At 65.3% G+C, this 19,197-nt stretch carries 16 protein-coding genes and 1 pseudogene; 13 read left to right on the top strand and 4 right to left on the bottom strand.

The genetic code is table 11. From position 1 onward, the window contains the following. Nucleotides 1-16: 16 nt before the first annotated feature. From ACSQ24_RS13940 to ACSQ24_RS13910, 7 genes are all read left to right on the top strand, one after another. A complete protein-coding gene (locus ACSQ24_RS13940; protein WP_436095249.1) occupies nucleotides 17-1,042 on the top strand; it encodes an amino acid ABC transporter substrate-binding protein in 1,026 nt (341 codons plus the stop codon). Nucleotides 1,043-1,190: 148 nt separating this feature from the next. Next, a complete protein-coding gene (locus ACSQ24_RS13935; protein ID WP_436095248.1) occupies nucleotides 1,191-2,210 on the top strand; it encodes an amino acid ABC transporter substrate-binding protein in 1,020 nt (339 codons plus the stop codon). A gap of 151 nt (nucleotides 2,211-2,361) precedes the next feature. Then, nucleotides 2,362-3,384, top strand: a complete 1,023-nt coding sequence (locus ACSQ24_RS13930; RefSeq protein WP_436095247.1) for an amino acid ABC transporter substrate-binding protein — start codon at nucleotides 2,362-2,364, stop codon at nucleotides 3,382-3,384. 143 nt (nucleotides 3,385-3,527) lie between these two features. Beyond that, nucleotides 3,528-4,718 carry an amino acid ABC transporter permease gene (locus ACSQ24_RS13925; RefSeq protein ID WP_436095246.1) on the top strand — a complete coding sequence of 397 codons (1,191 nt, stop codon included), beginning with the start codon at nucleotides 3,528-3,530 and terminating at the stop codon, nucleotides 4,716-4,718. 10 nt (nucleotides 4,719-4,728) lie between these two features. Next, complete coding sequence (locus ACSQ24_RS13920; protein WP_436095245.1) at nucleotides 4,729-6,108, top strand: amino acid ABC transporter permease; 1,380 nt, start codon at nucleotides 4,729-4,731, stop codon at nucleotides 6,106-6,108. A gap of 17 nt (nucleotides 6,109-6,125) precedes the next feature. After that, nucleotides 6,126-6,914: an amino acid ABC transporter ATP-binding protein gene (locus ACSQ24_RS13915; protein WP_436097890.1), complete on the top strand. Its 789-nt coding sequence runs from the start codon at nucleotides 6,126-6,128 to the stop codon at nucleotides 6,912-6,914. A 157-nt stretch (nucleotides 6,915-7,071) separates the two neighbouring features. Then, entirely contained in the window at nucleotides 7,072-7,353 is a 282-nt protein-coding gene (locus ACSQ24_RS13910) for a hypothetical protein (RefSeq protein WP_436095244.1), read from the top strand. Between the two features lie 89 nt (nucleotides 7,354-7,442). Here ACSQ24_RS13910 and ACSQ24_RS13905 read toward each other — a convergent pair whose 3' ends face one another. After that, nucleotides 7,443-8,606 (bottom strand): glycerophosphodiester phosphodiesterase, encoded by a 1,164-nt coding sequence (locus ACSQ24_RS13905; RefSeq protein ID WP_436095243.1) that lies wholly within the window; start codon nucleotides 8,604-8,606, stop codon nucleotides 7,443-7,445. A gap of 174 nt (nucleotides 8,607-8,780) precedes the next feature. Next, the gene (locus tag ACSQ24_RS13900) at nucleotides 8,781-8,918 is read right to left on the bottom strand and encodes a hypothetical protein (protein ID WP_164547439.1); all 138 of its coding nucleotides are present in this window, start codon (nucleotides 8,916-8,918) and stop codon (nucleotides 8,781-8,783) included. A 156-nt stretch (nucleotides 8,919-9,074) separates the two neighbouring features. Here ACSQ24_RS13900 and ACSQ24_RS13895 point away from each other — a divergent pair, with 156 nt between their 5' ends. From ACSQ24_RS13895 to guaA, 3 genes are all read left to right on the top strand, one after another. Next, nucleotides 9,075-10,379, top strand: coding sequence for an RsmB/NOP family class I SAM-dependent RNA methyltransferase (locus ACSQ24_RS13895; RefSeq protein ID WP_436095242.1), 1,305 nt, complete (start codon nucleotides 9,075-9,077; stop codon nucleotides 10,377-10,379). Nucleotides 10,380-10,505: 126 nt separating this feature from the next. Continuing rightward, nucleotides 10,506-10,814, top strand: a complete 309-nt coding sequence (locus ACSQ24_RS13890) for a putative quinol monooxygenase (RefSeq protein ID WP_436095241.1) — start codon at nucleotides 10,506-10,508, stop codon at nucleotides 10,812-10,814. Between the two features lie 74 nt (nucleotides 10,815-10,888). Further along, nucleotides 10,889-12,466 (top strand): glutamine-hydrolyzing GMP synthase, encoded by a 1,578-nt coding sequence (gene guaA / locus ACSQ24_RS13885; protein WP_436095240.1) that lies wholly within the window; start codon nucleotides 10,889-10,891, stop codon nucleotides 12,464-12,466. Between the two features lie 112 nt (nucleotides 12,467-12,578). Here the strand turns inward: guaA and ACSQ24_RS13880 are convergent, their stop codons facing one another. After that, nucleotides 12,579-13,511 carry a helix-turn-helix domain-containing protein gene (locus ACSQ24_RS13880; protein WP_436095239.1) on the bottom strand — a complete coding sequence of 311 codons (933 nt, stop codon included), beginning with the start codon at nucleotides 13,509-13,511 and terminating at the stop codon, nucleotides 12,579-12,581. Between the two features lie 153 nt (nucleotides 13,512-13,664). Between ACSQ24_RS13880 and glcF the strand changes: the two genes are divergently transcribed. From glcF to ACSQ24_RS13865, 3 genes are read left to right on the top strand one after another with little or no spacing between them, the layout of a single operon-like run. After that, a complete protein-coding gene (gene glcF / locus ACSQ24_RS13875) occupies nucleotides 13,665-15,038 on the top strand; it encodes a glycolate oxidase subunit GlcF (protein WP_436095238.1) in 1,374 nt (457 codons plus the stop codon). Nucleotides 15,039-15,076: 38 nt separating this feature from the next. Further along, nucleotides 15,077-16,585 carry an FAD-binding oxidoreductase gene (locus tag ACSQ24_RS13870; protein WP_436095237.1) on the top strand — a complete coding sequence of 503 codons (1,509 nt, stop codon included), beginning with the start codon at nucleotides 15,077-15,079 and terminating at the stop codon, nucleotides 16,583-16,585. 30 nt (nucleotides 16,586-16,615) lie between these two features. Beyond that, a complete protein-coding gene (locus ACSQ24_RS13865; protein WP_436095236.1) occupies nucleotides 16,616-17,794 on the top strand; it encodes an ABC transporter substrate-binding protein in 1,179 nt (392 codons plus the stop codon). An 85-nt stretch (nucleotides 17,795-17,879) separates the two neighbouring features. On the opposite strand, the pseudogene ACSQ24_RS13860 reads toward ACSQ24_RS13865, so the two are convergent. Further along, nucleotides 17,880-18,993 (bottom strand): annotated as a pseudogene (locus ACSQ24_RS13860) (IS3 family transposase). Between the last annotated feature and the right edge of the window lie 204 nt (nucleotides 18,994-19,197).

Below are 19,197 nucleotides of genomic sequence, written 5' to 3'. Positions count from 1 at the left end.
AATGGGAGAGATCAGAATGAAGAAATTCATAGCAGCCGCTGTCGCCGGCCTCGGCTTCACGCTGGCGGCGGCGAGCGCACAGGCGCAGGCGCCTCAAACGCTTACCCAGGTCAAGAGCCGCGGCATCCTGAACTGCGGTTCCAACACCGGTCTCGCCGGCTTCGGCGTGCCGGATGGGCAGGGCAACTGGGCCGGCCTCGACGTCGATTACTGCCGCGCCATCGCGGCCGCGATCTTCAACGACCCGACCAAGGTGAAGTTCATCCCGCTCTCGGCCAAGGACCGCTTCACGGCCCTGCAGTCGGGCGAGGTCGACGTCCTCGTGCGCAACTCGACCTGGACGATGTCGCGCGACACCGCGCTCGGCCTGCTGTTCACCGGCGTGAACTACTATGACGGCCAGGGCTTCCTGGTCCGCAAGAAGCTCGGCGTGAACTCGGCGCTGCAGCTCAACGGCGCCTCGGTCTGCACCCAGCAGGGCACCACGACCGAACTCAACCTCGCCGACTTCTTCCGCGCCAACAACCTGAAGTACGAGGTCGTCGCTTTCGCGAGCGCGGACGAGACCGTCAAGGCCTATGATTCCGGCCGTTGCGACGCCTTCACCACCGACGCTTCGGGCCTCTATGCCGAGCGCCTGAAGTTGACCGCGCCGGACGATCACATGGTCCTGCCCGAGATCATCTCGAAGGAGCCGCTCGGCCCGTCGACCCGCAACAACGATGCGCAGTGGTTCGGCCTGATCAAGTGGGTGCACTACGCCATGCTCAACGCCGAGGAGCTCGGCGTGACCAAGGCGAATGTCGACGAGATGCTGAAGTCGAGCAACCCGGAGATCAAGCGTCTGCTCGGGACCGAAGGCAAGTTCGGCGAGAGCGTCGGCCTGACCACCGATTGGGCCTACCGGATCGTCAAGCACGTCGGCAATTACGGCGAGAGCTTCGAGAAGAATGTCGGCCAGGGCTCGCTGCTCAAGATCGCTCGCGGCCAGAACGCGCTGTGGACCAAGGGCGGCCTGCAATACGCGCCGCCGGTCCGCTAAGGGATCATGCGGGGCGGGCGCTTCTGGTGCCCGCCCCGATTCTTTCCAACGTTGTTGGAAAAAAGTGGCTTTTCCGGCTGCGCTTGGCCCGGGATTTGCCGAGCTATCGAGGACGGGATGAACCCGTTCCGCCGGATAGGGGAAGTACATGATCAGAGTGATCAGCGCGGCGCTGCTCGTCGTCGCCGCTGCCTTTGGCGTCGCTAGTGCGCAGGCGCAACAGACCCTCGCTCAGGTCAAGAGCCGCGGGGTCCTGAACTGCGGCTCCAATACCGGCCTGATTGGCTTCGGCGCGCCCGACGCGCAGGGCAACTGGAACGGCCTCGACGTCGAATATTGCCGCGCCATCGCTGCGACGATCTTCAATGATCCCGCCAAGGTGAAGTTCATTCCGCTCTCGGCCAATGATCGCTTCAAGGCGCTTCTGGCGGGCGACATCGACGTGCTCGTGCGCAATTCGAGCTGGACCATCACGAACGACACGCCGCCCGGCCTGCTCTTCACCAACGTCAACTATTATGACGGCCAGGGCCTGATGGTGCGCCGGAAGCTCGGTGTCATGTCGGCGATGCAGCTTGCCGGCGCTTCGATCTGTGTCCAGCGGGGCACGACGACCGAGCTCAATGTGGTCGACTACTTCAAGACCAACAATCTCAGGCACACGATCGTCGCCTTCGACACCGGCCCGGAAACCCTCAAGGCCTATGACGCCGGTCGCTGTGACGCTTTCACCACGGACGCCTCGTCCCTCTATTCCGAGCGCTTGAAGCTGACCGCGCCGGACGACCATATGGTTCTCGTGGAGATCATCTCGAAGGAGCCGCTCGGCCCTTTGACGCGCGATAGCGACTCGCAATGGTTCAAGCTGATCAGGTGGGTCCATTTCGCCATGCTGAATGCCGAGGAGCTCGGCGTGACCAGGGCCAATGTCGACCAGATGCGGGGATCGACCAATCCCGAAATCAGGCGCCTGCTCGGTGTCGATGGCAGGTTCGGCGAAGGCCTCGGCCTGACGGCCGACTGGGCCTACCGGATCGTCAAGCATGTCGGCAACTACGGCGAGAGTTTTGAGCGCACCGTCGGCAGTCGCTCGGTGCTGAGGATGTCGCGCGGCCAGAATGCGCTCTGGACCAAGGGCGGGTTACAATACGCGCCGCCGATCCGGTAAGATTCTGTTAGTGTCTGGGCCGTCGGGCTCGGCTCGATCGTTTCGTCAGGCAAAGAAAGAGGAGAATGCGGCCGGCGGGGACTGGCCTGGAGCTTGCTAGCAAACCGAGAGCGGGGAGAACCCGTTCCGCCAGACAGGGGACAGAACAACCATGAAACAAATCATTGGGGCGGCGCTCATCGCCGTCACCGCGGCTATATGTGCGAGCGGAGCACAGGCCCAATCGCCCACTCTGGCGCAGGTCAAGAATCGCGGCATCTTGCTCTGCGGCTCCGGCACCGGTCTCGCCGGTTTCGGCATCCCTGATCAGCAGGGCAATTGGGCCGGCATGGACGTGGACGTCTGCCGCGCCGTCGCCTCGGCCATCTTCAACGATCCGAACAAGGTCAAGTTCATTCCGCTCTCGGCCAAGGACCGCTTCACTTCGCTGCAATCGGGTGAGGTCGACCTCCTGTCGCGCACCACGACCTGGACGATCTCGCGCGACACCGCGCTCGGCCTGAACTTCGCCGGCGTCAATTACTATGACGGCCAGGGCTTCATGGTCCGCAAGAAGCTCGGCGTCGATTCCGTGCTGAAGCTCGCCGGCGCCTCGATCTGCACCCAGCAGGGCACCACGACCGAACTCAACCTCGCCGACTATTTCCGCAGCAACAAGATCAAGTACGAGGTCGTCGCCTTCGCCTCCAACCAGGAGACGGTGAAGGCCTATGAGGCCGGCCGCTGCGACGCCTTCACCACGGACGCCTCGGGCCTTTATGCCGAGCGTCTGACACTCTCGAATCCCGACGATCACATGGTGTTGCCGGAGATCATCTCGAAGGAACCGCTCGGCCCCGTTGTGCGCCATGGCGACGATGTCTGGCTCGATATCGTCAAATGGTCGCTCTTCGCCATGGTCAATGCCGAGGAGCTCGGCGTCACCAAGGCCAATGCCGACGAGATGCTCAAATCCGAGAATCCGGAGATCAAGCGTCTTGTCGGGACCGAAGGCAAGTTCGGCGAACCGATGGGCCTGACCAATGACTGGGCCCTGCGCATCATCAAGCATGTCGGCAATTACGGCGAGAGCTTCGAGCGCAATGTCGGCTCAGGTTCGCTGCTCAAGATCGCGCGTGGCCAGAACGCGCTCTGGACCAAGGGCGGCCTGCAATACGCGCCACCGATCCGGTGAGAACCGCCGATGCGCGGCACCCGTCGCGCATCGGGCATTGAAGCTGTCTTGTTCCGGCGAACCGGATAAGAATACGGGCCGGCAGTGATCCGCTGGGGTCGCTGCCGGACCCTCGGTCGCCAATACTCAGAAGGGCGTCAGACGTGTCGACTACTTCCGCCGAGATCAAACCGGGCAAAGCCTCGTTGCTCTACGACCCCAAGATTCGGGGTTACGTCTATCAGTTCGCCCTGCTCGCCCTGGTCGGCTTCCTGATCTGGTCTGCGGCCTCGAACGCGATCGAGAACCTGCGAGCCCAGAAGATCGCCTCCGGTTTCGGCTTCTGGCACAACGCCGCCGGCTTCGACATCAACCAGAAGCTGATCCCCTTCAGCGCATCGGGCAGCACCTATGGCGAGGCCTTCTGGGTCGGCCTGCTCAACACGCTGCTCGTTGCCTCGATCGGCATCGTGCTCGCGACCTTTCTCGGTTTCTTCGTCGGCGTCGCCAGGCTGTCGAGCAACTGGATCGTCTCCAAGATCGCGATGATCTATGTCGAGGTCATCCGCAACGTGCCGCTGCTGCTGCAGCTGTTCTTCTGGTACAATGCGGTGCTGAAGCCGCTGCCCAATCCGCGCCAGTCGATCGAGCTGCCGGCCGGCTTCCTGCTCAACAATCGCGGCCTTTACATTCCCGATCCGCAGCTCGGACCTGGCGGCAACCTGATCATCTGGGCATTCCTGATCGGCCTTGTCGCGACCTTTGTTTTCCGTTCCTGGGCGCGCAAGCAGCAGGCCGCGACCGGCAAGCAGTATCCGATCGGCCTGGTCGCCCTTGGCCTGATCATCGTCCTGCCGCTGCTGGTCTATTTCGCCACCGGCCGGCCGATCACCTTCGTCTATCCGGAGCTCGCCGGCTTCAACCTGCGCGGCGGCATCCAGATATTCCCGGAGTTCGTCGCGCTGCTGGTCGGCCTCACCACCTACACCGCCGGCTTCATCGCCGAGGTGGTCCGCGCCGGCATCCTCGCCGTCTCGAAAGGCCAGACCGAGGCCGCCAACGCGCTCGGCCTGCGGGCGGGGCCGACGCTGAAGCTCGTCGTCATCCCGCAGGCGATGCGGGTGATCATTCCGCCGCTGACCTCGAACTACCTCAACCTGACGAAGAACTCGTCGCTCGCGGTCGCGATCGGCTATCCCGATCTCGTCCAGGTCTTCACCGGCACGGTGCTGAACCAGACCGGCCAGGCGGTCGAGGTCGTCGCCATCACCATGGCGGTCTATCTGACCATCTCGCTGGTGACGTCGTTTTTCATGAACATCTACAACAAGCGCATGACGCTGGTGGAACGGTGAGGGCGCCCCGATGACCGACGCAACCACCGAAATGGCTCCCTTCGCCTTCGTCCGTAGGGAAACGCTCGAGCAGCAGCCGGCGCCGCTCTCCGTCGCTGGGCCGCTCGCCTGGGTCAGGCAGCATCTGCTCTCCAGCCCGCTCAACATCGCGCTGACGCTGGTCTGCCTCTACCTTGTCGTCGACACGGTGCCGGGGCTGATCCGCTTCTACTTCCTCGACGCGGTCTGGACCGGGACGAGCCGCGATGCCTGCCTTGCCGACAAGGTCGGCCGGCCGGTCGGCGCCTGCTGGGCCTATATCGCCGATCGCTTCCAGTACTTCATCTATGGCTCCTATCCGATCAGCCAGCGCTGGCGCGTGAACATCGTCTTCGTCATGTTCGCGCTCGGTGTCGTCTGGCTGCTCTGGAACCAGGCGCCGAAGAAGAAGCTCGGCATCTTCTTCTTCTTCGTGCTGCTGCCGATCTCGGCCTATGTGCTGCTGCTCGGCGGCCCCGGCGCCGAGCGCTTTCTCGGCTTCTGCCTGACGGTGACGCTGGCGCTCGCGGCGCTCTATGTCGTGCTCTCCTTCATGCCGCAGCTAGTTCGCTTCAACATCGGTGACGCTGGTCTGGCGGTTGTGCAGCAGCTACCCGTCTGGAAGCGCTTCTTCGGACCAAAGCAGCTCGTCCTGTTCGCCCTGGCGATCTTCGTCTTCCTCAGCCTGCTGGCGAATAGCCCCGGTCTGCCCAGGGTCGATACCGGCCTCTGGGGCGGCATGACGGTGACCTTCCTGATCGCGGCGGTCGGCATCGTCTTCTCGTTGCCGCTCGGGGTCGTCCTGGCGCTGGGGCGCCGCTCCAGGCTGCCGATCATCCAGCTGCTCTCGGTGATCTTCATCGAGTTCGTCCGCGGCGTGCCGCTGATCACCGTGCTGTTCATGGCCAACACCATGCTGCCGCTGTTCGTGCCGCAGGAGTATTCGCCGGATCGGCTGCTGCGGCCGCTGGTCGGCGTCGCGCTCTTCGCCGCCGCCTATATGGCGGAGGTGGTGCGCGGCGGCCTCCAGGCCATGCCGAAGGGCCAGTACGAGGGCGCGATGTCACTCGGCCTCGGCTACTGGAGCATGATGCGGCTGATCATCCTGCCGCAGGCGCTGCGCATCGTGATTCCGGGCATCGTCAACACCTTCATCGGGCTGTTCAAGGATACGACGCTGGTCACCATCGTCGGCATCTTCGACTTCCTGCGTACCATCGAGGCGACCCTGGTCGATCCGACCTGGGCGACGCCGACGACCCGCGCGACGGGCTATGCTTTCGCGGCGGTTTTCTATTTCCTGTGTTGCTGGGGCATGTCGCGCTACTCGATTGCAGTCGAGAAGCGGCTCGCCGCCGGCCAGAAGCGTTGAGGGGACCAATCATGGCTATGGCAGAAACCACCGGCTCGCGCCCGACGGCGCTGAAGCAGACCGCGCTCAACACCGCGACGGCCGTCGAGATGATCGGCGTCAACAAGTGGTACGGCGAGTTCCACGTACTGCGCGATATCAACCTCAAAGTGTCGCGCGGCGAGAAGCTGGTCATTTGCGGCCCGTCGGGTTCCGGCAAATCGACGATGATCCGCTGCATCAACCGGCTGGAAGAGCACCAGAAGGGCCAGATCATCGTCGACGGCACCGAGCTGACCAATGACCTCAAGAAGATCGACGAGATCCGCCGCGATGTCGGCATGGTCTTCCAGCACTTCAACCTGTTCCCGCATCTGACGATCCTGGAGAACCTGACGCTGGCGCCGATCTGGGTGAGGAAGATGCCCAAGAAGGATGCCGAGGAGATCGCGATGCACTATCTCAAACGCGTCAAGATCCCTGAGCAGGCGTTGAAGTACCCCGGCCAGCTCTCCGGCGGACAGCAGCAGCGCGTCGCCATCGCCCGTTCGCTGTGCATGAGCCCGAAGATCATGTTGTTCGACGAGCCGACCTCGGCGCTTGACCCGGAAATGGTCAAGGAAGTGCTCGACACCATGGTCTCGCTCGCCGACGAGGGCATGACCATGCTCTGCGTCACCCACGAGATGGGCTTTGCCCGCCAGGTCGCCGACCGGGTGATCTTCATGGACGCCGGCCAGATCGTCGAGATGAACGAGCCGAACGAGTTCTTCAAGAACCCGCAGCACGAGCGCACCAAGCTCTTCCTCAGCCAGATCCTGCACTGATCTCTGGCAGCCAGCTGCCTACTGCTACGGCGCCCTCACGGGCGCCGTTTGCATGTTGGCTGCCTCGATTGAGACGCTCCTGCCGGCTCCCGAAGCTGCTTTTTTGGAACTTTCCCTGGTGGTTGCGGTTGTTTCCCTCGAAATCGGAGGAAACACCATGAAGCTCATTCTGACGACTGTCGTCGCTGGATTGCTGCTTGGCAGTGCCGGCGCCTATGCCCAATCGGTCGACATTGGGCCTGGTGGAGTCAGTATCGATACACGCTCGCCGCGCGAACGTGCCATCGACCGCGAGATCAGGCGCGAAGAGCGCTGGCGCGAGCGTGATCGCTGGGAGCGCCGCCGGGCCTATTGGGCTGAGCGCGATTGCCGGACCGAGACGCGGATTCGCGAAACCCCGCGCGGGGAGGTGCGTCGCACGGTGCGTGTCTGTGACTGAATGTGAGTCTGCCTGAGTGTGAGTTGCGTTGCGTAGGTTAAGGCGAGACCGCCGCACCCAGTCCGGTGCGGCGGTCTTGCGTTGTAAGACTACTTGGCGTTGCGTGCCTTCACCGCCGCGTCGGGGAAGTCCGAGAACAGCCCGTCGATGCCGAGCGCCAGATAGGCCTTGTACTCGGCGGCCGGGTCGCCCTTGAAGTCGGAGGCGAGGCGCTTGGGCTCGCTGCGGAAGGTCCAGCTGTGGACGAAGAGCCCGGCGGCGTGGGCGTTCTTCACGACATCGGTCGGCGGCAGCAATACGCGGTCACGCTCGTCGATCGTCCCGTCGCCATTGAGATCGCGCGGCTTGCCGTCGTCGCCGATCACTTGCTTGGCCGGCATCAGATAGGGCTTCCAGGGGCCAACGCCGTCGGCATAGGTCTTGATTTCCTTCAGGCCCTCGGCGGTGACGAGGTCCTTGAAGGTGCGCTTGTCGCCGGTGACGACGAAATCATAGGGCTTGTCGAAGGGCGCGGCGAGCACGATGCCGCCGTCCTTGTCGACATCGTCGGCGTCGACGAGCTGGATCAGGCGCAGCTGCGTCTTGCCGCGCAGATATTTAAGATTGGCCGTCTCGAAGCTCTGGATGAACACCGGCGAGGTCTTCTCGCTCCAGCCGGCGGCCTTGAGCTGATCGAGCAGCCTGTCCTCGATCGCAAGGCCCATCGCGGAGTGATAGGTCGAGTGCTTGATCTCCGGGTAGATGCCGATGGTACGGCCGGTCCGGGCGCTCTCGGCCTTGGCGAGATCGATCACCTGCTGCAGCGCCGGGATCTCGTACTTGCCGTTATGCGACTGGTCGCGGTCGGCGAAAGCCTGCTTGGCCCGCAGCGTCTTGATTTCGGCGAGGGTGAAGTTGGAAGCGAACCAGTCGGTCGTGTCGACGCCGTCGATCTTGCGGGTCGTCTTGCGCGCGGCGAATTCCGGCCGGGTCGAGACGTCGGTGGTACCCGACAGCATCGGTTCGTGCCGGACCACGAGGTGGCCGTCCTTGGTCGAGACCAGGTCAGGCTCGATGAAATCGACGCCATGCTCGATCGCGAGCTTGTAGGCTTCCAGCGTATGTTCCGGCAGATAGCCGCTGGCGCCGCGATGGCCGACGATCAGCGCGGGCTTGCCGTCGAGTGTCGGGGCCGGGCTCTGCGCCAGGGCCGGCGCGACCAGCGCGAGGACAAAGGTCGCCAGCATCGTGGCCGGCTGCAACAGGGGCTTCATCTCGTCCGATCCTCGTGTCCTGTGGAAGGTCGCGAAACTGCTCGGTCGATATGACAGGCCGGTGAAGGCCCGTTTGCTCCTTCGCGATGCCGGGAAACCGGTACCGCGAAGGTACTTTTTAGGCGCTCCAGGCGCTTCCGTGCCAGTGGCTGCGAGCGCTCGGAATCGGGAGGCTCAGCGACGGCCTTCCAGCGTGGTCTTGGCATCGAGGCGCTTGGACGGCGGCGGCGTGGTGTCGACCGGCTGGGTGGCGCAGGCGGCGAGCGACAGGCAGAACAGACCGGCGAGCGCGAGACGGGCGAAGGTCGTCATTGCAGGATCCCTAGGCGATTGGCGTTACGGAAGGAGTTGTATCGTCTTGCGCCCTGTGGGACGAGGGCGTCAAGGGTCCTTTCGCGCTTCGGAATCGTTCCAGATCGCGCTTGGTCCAAGCGCCATGACCAAGAGCAATCACAGGAACTGCCGGACATGACTCCTGCCGCCCGTATCAGCGCCGCCATCGAGGTTCTGGCGGACCTGATCGAGCGTCGGCGCCCGGCGGCCGATGCCCTGAAGGATTGGGGCCTGTCGCGTCGTTTCGCCGGCTCGAAGGATCGCGCTGCGGTCGCTTCGCTGGTCTATGACGCCCTGCGCCGGCGCGCCTCTTCCGCCCATGCGCTCAGCGAGGAGACGCCACGGGCACTCGTGCTCGGCATGCTGGTCAGCCAGCGTGGCATGGCGGTCGAGGAGATCTCGGAGCTCTTCAGCGGGCAGAATCACGCTCCAGCTCCGCTGACCGAATTCGAAGTCGCGGGGCTCGTCGCCTTCGATCTCAACGCGGCACCCGGCTGGGTACGCGCCGATGTGCCCGACTGGCTCTGGCCCTCCTTCATGGCCGGCTTCGGCGACGATGCGGTCGCAGAAGGGCAGGCGCTGGCGGGCAGGGCGCCGGCCGATATCCGTACCAATCGGCTGAGAACCGATCGCGACAGCCTGCGTGCAGCGCTGAGCCATCTTCAGCCCGAGCCGGGCGCCTGGTCTCCCGATGCCTTGCGCTTCCTGCCTGGCCCCGATGGCCGCGGCCCTTCGCTGCAAAGCGAGCCGGGCTTCTTCAATGGCGAATTCGAGATCCAGGATGAGGGTTCGCAGCTCGTGACCCTGCTCGCCGGCGCGCAGCCCGGCATGACGGTCGTCGACCTTTGCGCCGGCGCCGGCGGCAAGACGCTGGCGCTGGCCGCGCTTCTGGACGGCAAGGGACGCATCTTCGCCACCGACCTCGACAGCCGCAGGCTGGCGCCGCTGCACGACCGGGTCGCCCGCTCGGGCGCAGGCAATGTCGAGGTGCGCGTACCCAAGAGCCGCGGTCATGATGCGCTTGCCGATCTTGCCGGCACTGTCGATCTGGTGCTCGTCGACGCGCCCTGCACCGGCTCCGGCACCTGGCGGCGCAACCCCGATGCGAAATGGCGGGTGCGTCCCGGAGCCTTGGCCGAGCGCATCAAGGAACAGGCGCAGGTGCTCGATCGCGCCGCCAGTCTGGTGAGGCCGGGCGGGCGCGTCGCCTACATCACTTGCTCGATGCTGCCGGAGGAGAACGACGTCGCGGTTGATGCCTTCCTGGCGCGGCATGCTGGCTTTGCGCTGGTCGCGACACGTTCCCTGCTCGATACCGGCGAAGTCGATTTCGGCCTGCTCTCCCGTTTTGCCACACGTTTTGGCCTGCAGCTCTCGCCGCGCCGGACCGGGACCGACGGTTTCTATCTCGCTGCACTGGCGCGGCACGATCTGGCTTGAGGGCTCTGCCGCTGGTGAACGGGCGGTATCAATCCTGTCCGTAAGGGGCAGGTTTGTGCGTTCTTGCACTCGGCCGCCCGCATCGGCACCTGTTCCCGGCAGACCCCCGGGACAAAGGTGCCGACCATGAGCGATACCGAAGAGACCTTCATTTCCATCGCTGTGCTGAAGGCGAAGGCTGGCCAGCGCGAAGAATTGCGGCGGAGCCTGCTGGCGTTGATCGAGCCGACGCGAGCCGAGCCGGGCTGTCTCGACTACGTGCTGTTCGAGCTGCGCGAGGAGCCCGGTACCTTCTACATGCGCGAGGCGTTCACCAGCGTCGCCGCGCTCGAGGTTCACAAGGCGACATCGCATTTCCAGGCATTCGCGGCGACGGCCGGCGATTTGCTGGCCGAACCGCTGCGGCTGGTCGTGCTCGACCGCGTCTCGTCTTGAGCTGCCTGGCTGCGCCGGCCTGACCCGCTCTCAGCGCCGTTGCGCGCTCGCGCGCGATGGCGTAACCGGGCGCGATGAGCGCCCAGCCCCAAAACCCCGCCCATCACGATTCCATCCTGATCATCGACTTCGGCAGTCAGGTGACGCAGCTGATTGCGCGCCGCGTGCGCGAGATCGGCGTCTATTGCGAGATCGCGCCATTCCAGTCGGCCTCCGAGGCTTTCGCCCGGATGAAGCCGAAGGGCGTGATCTTCTCGGGCGGCCCGGCCTCGGTGCCGGATGAGGGTTCGCCGCGGGCGCCGCAGGAGGTGTTCTCCTCGGGCCTGCCGGTGCTCGGCATCTGCTATGGCCAGCAGACCATGGCCCATCAGCTCGGCGGCAAGGTCGAAGGCGGTCATGCCGCCGAATTCGGCCGCGCCGATGTCGAGATTGTCACGCCGTCGGCCTTGTTCGAAGGCGTCTGGGAGGAGGGCGGGCGCTATCCGGTCTGGATGAGCCATGGCGACCGCGTCACCCAGCTTCCCGCTGGCTTTTCCGTAAAGGCGACCTCGGAGAACGCGCCCTATGCGGTGGCGAGCGACGAGGGCCGGCGCTTCTACTCGACCATGTTCCACCCGGAGGTGGTGCACACCCCGGACGGGGCGAAGCTGCTGCGCAACTTCGTCGTGACGATCTGCGGCTGCACGCCGGACTGGTCGATGTCGGCCTATCGTGCCGAGACGATCGCCAAGATTCGCGCCCAGGTCGGCAAGGGCCGGGTGATCTGCGGTCTCTCCGGCGGCGTCGACTCGGCGGTTGCGGCCGTGCTGATCCACGAGGCGATCGGCGACCAGCTCACCTGCGTCTTCGTCGACCATGGCCTGATGCGGATGAACGAAGCGGAGGAGGTCGTCCGCCTGTTCCGCGACCACTATAACATCCCGCTGGTCCATGTTGAGGCTGAAGAGCTTTTCCTCTCCGAGCTCGCCAAGTGCGGCTCTGATCCTGAGGCCAAGCGCAAGACCATCGGCCGGCTCTTCATCGACGTCTTCGACGCCGAGGCTGCCAAGCTGGGCGGCGCCGATTTCCTCGCCCAGGGCACGCTCTATCCCGACGTGATCGAAAGCGTCTCCTTCTCCGGTGGGCCTTCGGTGACGATCAAGAGCCACCACAATGTCGGCGGTCTGCCTGAGCGCATGAAGATGAAGCTCGTCGAGCCGCTGCGCGAGCTGTTCAAGGACGAGGTCCGCGTGCTCGGCCGCGAGCTCGGCCTGCCCGAGGCCTTCGTCGGTCGCCATCCCTTCCCGGGGCCGGGTCTCGCCATCCGCTGCCCCGGCGAGATCACCAGGGAAAAGCTCGACATCCTGCGCAAGGCCGATGCGATCTATCTCGATGAGATCCGCAAGGCCGGCCTCTACGACGTGATCTGGCAGGCCTTCGCGGTGCTGCTGCCGGTGCGCACCGTCGGCGTGATGGGCGACTATCGCACCTACGACCATGTCTGCGCCCTGCGTGCCGTGACCTCGGTCGACGGCATGACGGCCGATTTCTACCCCTATGACATGGCTTTCCTCGGCCGCACCGCGACCCGCATCATCAACGAGGTCAAGGGCATCAACCGGGTGGTCTACGACGTGACCTCAAAGCCGCCCGGCACAATCGAGTGGGAGTGACGGATACAAACGGCGGCAATAGCGTAGGTTCGGCGGGCTGTAATTGGCGACTGGGCAAACTTCAATGCACCGAGAACGATCCGTTTCGGCGGCGTCTGCCGCTTTCTGGTAATCACGAGCAGCTTCGGTCTCGATATTGCCGCGGCGCAAGGCCGAACCGATTGCGAAAGGCCCGGTTGAAGACGGAGAGATCGTTGAAGCCAACCGAATAGGCGATGGAGGCGATGCCCTCACCGGCGCGGCGAGGGTCGAGCAGGGCCCGGCGACTCTCCTCCAGCCGCGTCGCCAGCAGCCAGCGCCCGAAGCTCTGGCCCGTTGCGGCAAAGCGCGCATGCAGCGTGCGCAGCGAGATATTGAAATGCGCCGCCACGACACCAGGCGACAGCGTCTCGTCGCCGAGCCGCCCGCGGCAGAAGGCGAGGATCGCCTCATGCAGACGATCGGCGCGGGGACCGCCGGCATCGCTCGAAAGCCCGATCAGATTGCACAGATTATCGGTGAGCAGGCTCGCGGACATCTCGTCCATGACCTCGCCATGACGAGCCAGTTCCAGGAGGTGGCGCCGTGCCAGCGACAGGAAGCGCGATGTCAGCGCGATACGGTGCGGGCGGCCACGCACGAGCCAGGGCGCCTTGAGCAGGAGCGTTCGGCGCGGCAGGACGGCGACGACTCGCCGGACGTCTTCCGAGAAGGAGAGGCGGAACGGCCGCGCGCCGTCGACGAGGCCGATCTCGCCGGGCTGGAGCAGAAGCCGCTCATCGCCCTGCGAGAGCCGGCATTGTCCCCGCTCCTGCAGGCTGATGAGAACGCTGTCGTCGCCCTGAGCGACGTGGCGGGGGGTGCGCACGACCTCGTGCCGCGTCGAGCGGAAGCTCGCGATCCTGACATCGCCGAAGCTGCGCCCGACAATAGAGGCGTGGAAGGCTTCCTGCGGGCCAGGCGCCTCTGTCGCAACGTTGAGCACGGCGCGGCACACGGTCTCGCGCCAGTAATCGAATCCGGAAGCGGGCTCCAGACCTTCCGTGCCCCAAACGATGGTCGCCATGACCTTCTCCGCCCGGCAGCCGACAGGACCCGCCGGGGCGCCAGCAGCCTTTCATAAGAACGATTTGCACGCAAAGCCGGATTATTCTGCACGCAGCGCCGAGACCCATCCTGCGTCCCTTCATAGCTTTCCGATTGGAGGGGCAGACGGGCCATGCAGACGGATTTCACCGCCGAGCAATTGCGCGATCCCGCGATCCGGGAAGCCGCCGACATCCTCGGCACCTGCGTGCATTATGGCTTCTGCACCAATACCTGCCCGACCTATGTGCTGAGCCGCGACGAGAACGAATCCCCGCGCGGGCGCATCGACCTGATCCGCGAGATGCTGGAGAGTGGCGGGCCGCCGAAGGCGCAGACCGTCGCGCATCTCGACAGCTGCCTTTCCTGCCTGTCCTGCATGACCACCTGCGCGGCGAAGGTCGACTATGCGCATCTGATCGACCGGGCTCGAATCCATGTCGAGCGTCATCACCGCCGCCCGCTCGCCGAGCGCGCGCTGCGGGCGCTGCTCGCTCTTGTCCTGCCGCGGCCGCAGCTGTTTCGCGCGGCATTGAGGCTCGGCCGTCTTGGACGCCCCCTGCAGCGGCTCCTGCCGCGCCGGATCAGACCTCTGCTCGCGATGATCCCGGAGCGGATGCGGGCGCAGATCCTGAGGCCGCAAGTGTTCAGGGCGCAGGGCGAGCGACGGGCGCGGGTGGCGCTGCTCGCCGGCTGCGCCCAGCAGGTGCTGGACGGCAACATCAACGCGGCGACGATCCGCCTGCTGACGCGGCATGGCTGCGAGGTCATCGTCGCCGCCGGGGCCGGATGCTGCGGTTCGCTGACTTTGCATATGGGCCGCGAGGACGAGGCCATGGCGGCCGCCGCCGCCAATGTCCGGTCCTGGATGCGCGAGCGTCGTGGCGAGGGGCTCGACGCCGTGATCGTCAACGCCTCCGGATGCGGTACGACGGTCAAGGATTACGGCCATCTCCTTGGTCGGACCGAGCTCGCGGGCGAAGCGAAGGAGATCGCCGGCGTCGCCCGCGACGTCACCGAATTCCTCGCTGGGATCGGGCTTCGGCCGGCCGCACCGGAGCGTCCGCGCCTGCGCGTCACCTATCACGACGCCTGCTCGATGCAGCACGGCCAGCGCGTCACCCGGCCGCCGCGCGACCTGCTGCGCGCCGTGGGTTTCGAAGTGGTGGACGTGCCGGAGAAGCATTTCTGCTGCGGCTCGGCCGGGACCTACAACCTGCTCCAGCCCGCGACGGCCGAAACCCTGGGCCGGCGCAAGGCGGGCCATCTCGACAGCACGGCGCCGGATGTCGTGGCGGCCGGCAACATCGGCTGCCTGACGCAGCTGCGGCGCTATGTCGGCGCGCCGATGGCGCACACCGTCGAGCTCTTGGACTGGGCGACGGGCGGCCCGCTGCCGCCTGCCCTAGCCGGGGCGGCGCTGACGAACCGGCCCGCACCGGAGCCGGAGGAGGCGACGGCCGCGACTACCGCCCCGGCGCCGAACGACGACGCCGGCTTCTGGTGATCGGCCCAGGCACACGACAACAGAGGGGAGACGCCGGCATGGCGGAGGCATTCTTCAACGAGGTCGCGACGGCGATCGGCGCCGAGTGGATCAACCGCAGCGAGGAGACGCTGCGCCGCTATGGCGAGAACACCATGCCGGGCGGCGACCGGCGCCCGCTCGGCGTGGTCTATCCCGGCAGCACGGCCGAGGTGCAGGCGATTGTGAAGGCGGCGAACCGCCATGGCGTCGCGCTCTATCCGGTCAGCACCGGCAATAATATTGGCCTCGGCAGCCGCTCGGCGGTGCATGCCGGTCAGGTCGTGCTCGATCTCGGCCGCAGGATGAACCGCATCCTCGAGATCGACGAGACCTTGGCCTTCGCCGTGGTCGAGCCAGGCGTCAGCTACCAGGCGATGTATGACGAGCTGGTCCGGCGCGGCGACAAGTTCATGGTCGACGTCACCTCCGGCCCGCCGCAGGGCGGCATGCTCGGCAACGCGCTCGACAAAGGGGCAGGTTACGGCCCGTATTTCGACCATTTCGGCTTTTCCTGCGGCATGGAGATCGTGCTCGGCAATGGCGAGGTGCTGCGTACCGGCGACGGCGCACTCGCAGGCTCCGAGCTGCCGAACTGGCACGTCAGCAAGTACAGCTTCGGCCCGATCCTCGACGGGCTGTTCGCCCAGTCGAATTTCGGCATCGTCACGCGCATGGGCATCTGGCTGCTGCCGCGCCCGCCAGCGGTCCGCAGCTTCCACTTCACCTATCCGGACGATGACGACCTCGGCGAAATCGTCGATGTCTGCCGGGCGCTCAAGCTCTCCAACTTCGTGCCGACGCTGCTGCGCGTCGCCAACGATATCTATCTCTGCGGTTCCGAGCATCCGAGCCCGGAGTACAGCCCTGGCAATCGCGCGCCGATCTCCGACGCCGGCCGGCGGGCGTTGCGCGAGAAGGACAAACTCGGCGCCTGGACAGTGTCCGGCGCCTTCTACGGCCCGAGCATGGCGGCGCTCGAACCGCAGATCGAGCGCGTGCGCGCCGCCTTCGGCAAGTCCGGCAAGGCGACATATATCCCGCATGAGGAGGCGCTCGGCTTCCATGCGCTGCAGGTCGCGATCAACGCCTGCTCGGGGGTTCCGGGCGTCGGCGAGCTCGGCCTGCTGAAATGGCGCCCCGGAGGCGGCAATCTCTGGTTCCTGCCGGGCACGCCGATGGTCGGCAGCATCGCCAACGAGTGCCAGCGCATGGCGCGGCGCATCTATGCCGAGCACGGCATGGACTACATGATCATGAATGTCTGCAGCGCCCGCTTCGCGCGCGGGCTGCACGTCATCACCTTCGACCGCGAGAACCCCGACGAGAACGCCCGCGCCAACGCCTGCTACGAGGCGCTCGCCCGGGCCTATGCCGAGCGCGGCATCTTCGTCGGCCGCGCGCCGCTCGACTACCACGCGCTCCATATGGGCCAGGCCATGCCGGCTTTCCGCGACAGCTGCACGGCGATCAAGGCCGCGCTCGATCCGGCGGGCGTGATCGCGCCCGGGCGCTACGGCATCGGCTGAGAGCGATCCGATCAGGAAGGAACCAACGAAATGTCCAACATACTCAGGACCGCCGCGAGCGCGCTGGCGCTGCTATCGGCCCTTTCAACAACGGCGTCGGCCGATCCGGCCAAATCTATCAAGATCGGCCTGGTCACCACCTTGACGGGGCCGCCGGCGGTGCTCGGCCAGCACACCCGCGACGGCTTCCAGCTCGCGATCAAGCAGCTCGGCGGCAAGATCGCTGGCATTCCGGTCGAGGTAGTCGTCGTCGACGACGAGTTGAAACCCGAAGTCGGCATCCAGCGGGTGCAGCAGCTGATCGAACGCGAGAAGGTCGATGCCATCGTTGGCATCGTCTTCTCCAACATTCTGATGGCGACCGCCCGGCGCATGGTGGATGGCCAGACCGTCTTCATCGGCACCAATGCCGGCCCATCCCCGATCGCCGGCGCAAGATGCAGCCCCTATCTGTTCTCTGCCGCTTATCAGAACGATCAGAACGCCGAGGCGATGGGGCGCCACGCCACGCAGAAGGGCTATCGCAAGATCGTGGTCGTCGCGCCCAATTACCAGGCCGGCAAGGACGTCGTCGCCGGCTTCAAGCGAGAATACAAGGGCGAGATCGTCGACGAGATCTTCGTGCCGCTGACGCAGCCGGACTTCTCCAGCGATCTCGCCAAGATCGTGGCCGCGAAGGCCGACGCCGCCTTTGTCTTCATGCCCGGCGGCCTTGGCGTGACCTTCGTCAAGCAGTGGCGCCAGGCGGGCATCACGCTGCCGATGCTTTCGGCCCACACCATCGACGAGACCAACCTGCCGGCGCTTCAGGACGCGGCGGTGGGCACGTCAGGCGTCACCAACTGGTCGCCCGCGCTTGAAGTGCCGGCAAGCCGCAGCTTCGTCGAGGCCTTCAAGGCGGAGTACAAATACACGCCCGCCAACTATGCCGCGCACGCCTATGACGCGGCGACATGGTTGAACGCCGCGGTGACGGCGCTGAAGGGCGAGATCGCGGACCGGACGAAGCTGATCGACGCGCTGCGCAAGGCGAAGTTCGAATCCGTGCGCGGGCGCTTCGAGATCGGGACGAACCAGTTCCCCATCCAGGACTATTATCTCGTCTCGGTGAAGAAGCGCGAGGATGGCAGCTTCGCCACCGAGATCGAGAGCAAGATCGTCGAGGGGCTGCCCGATGCCTACGGCAAGGAGTGCAAGATGCCGTTCTGATAGTCTGATAGGACGGGACGGCAGCGCCGGAAGCGGGGATAGGGTTATCGGACGTGGCATGACGTTGCCCCCTATTTGCCCTCGTTCATAACTGGACTCTGTTCTCGCTGTGGTCCGTCCTGGACCGGGTTGCAAACTCGTTGGGGGTGAGGCCGCCAAGGCTCGTGTGCGGCCGGCGGGCGTTGTAGTCCGTTCTCCATTCTTCGATCAGCCGGCGAGCGGTCGGCAGGTTGCGGAACAGGTGCTCGTTGAGACATTCGTCCCGGAAGCGACCATTCAGGCTCTCGACGAAGCCGTTCTGCATCGGCTTGCCCGGCGCGATGTAGTGCCACTCGACCTGGCTATCCTCCTGCCATTGCAGGATCGCCCGCGAGAGGTCAGCTCGGTGCCGTTGTCGCTGACGACCATGAGCGGCCGGCCGCGCAGGGCGATGAGCACATCGAGTTCGCGGGCGACCCGCTGGCCGGAGAGCGAGGTGTCGACGACGAGCGCCAGGCACTCTCGCGTAAAGTCGTCGACGATGACCAGCACGCGGAAGCGCCGGCCATCAACCAGTTGGTCCGCGATAAAGTCGAGGCTCCAGCGCTGGTTCGGCCCCTGTGGCACGGCCATCGGCGCCCGCGTTCCCAGCGCGCGCTTGCGCCCACCACGCCGGCGCACCGTCAGCCGCTCCTCACGATAGAGCCGGAACAGCTTCTTATGGTTCAGCGCGACACCGTCCCGCCGCAGCAGGATGTGCAGGCGCCTGTAGCCGAACCGCCGCCGCTGACCCGCCAGGGTCTTCAGGCGCTCCCGGATCGTCGCGTCGTCGGACCGACGCGAGGCATAGCGATAGGTCTTCGGGTCAAGCCCAATCAGGCTGCACGCCCGACGCTGCGAGTAGCTCTTCTCTTCGATGGCCCAGGTCACAAACGCTCTCCGCGATCCGGGCTTCAGAAGTTTTTTCCAAGCGCCTCGCGCAACGTCGCGACGTCGAGCATCGACTCCGCCAGCAGCTTCTTGAGCTTCCGGTTCTCGTCATCGAGCGCCTTCAGCCGACGGGCGTCCGATACCTCCATCCCGCCAAAGCGATTGCGCCAGTTGTACAAGGTGGCGTCGCTGATTCCGTGTTTCCGGCAGATATCCGCTACCGCGACCCCGGCCTGATGCTCCTTCAGGACCGCGATGATCTGCTCTTCGCTAAACCGGCTCTTCTTCATCTCCGTCTCCCTCCGACGGAGTCCAATTCAAACCGAGGGCGCTTCAGGGGGCAACGTCAGGCAGCTTGCAGGTTGATCGCGTCAAGCTGTTGCCTCCGAGTTTTGGAGGCATCTCCTTCGGCGATCTTCGCTTCTTGGAGCAATCGCATTTCGGCTTCTAGCGCGACGTGTGCCGCCAAGCTGACTGTTTCAACTCATGCCAAG

It is taken from the genome of Allobosea sp. LjRoot237 (assembly GCF_964253285.1).
Classification (GTDB): Bacteria; Pseudomonadota; Alphaproteobacteria; order Rhizobiales; family Beijerinckiaceae; genus Allobosea.
Note: the sequence above shows the minus strand (reverse complement) of the source record. Positions and strands in the feature narration are given on the sequence as shown.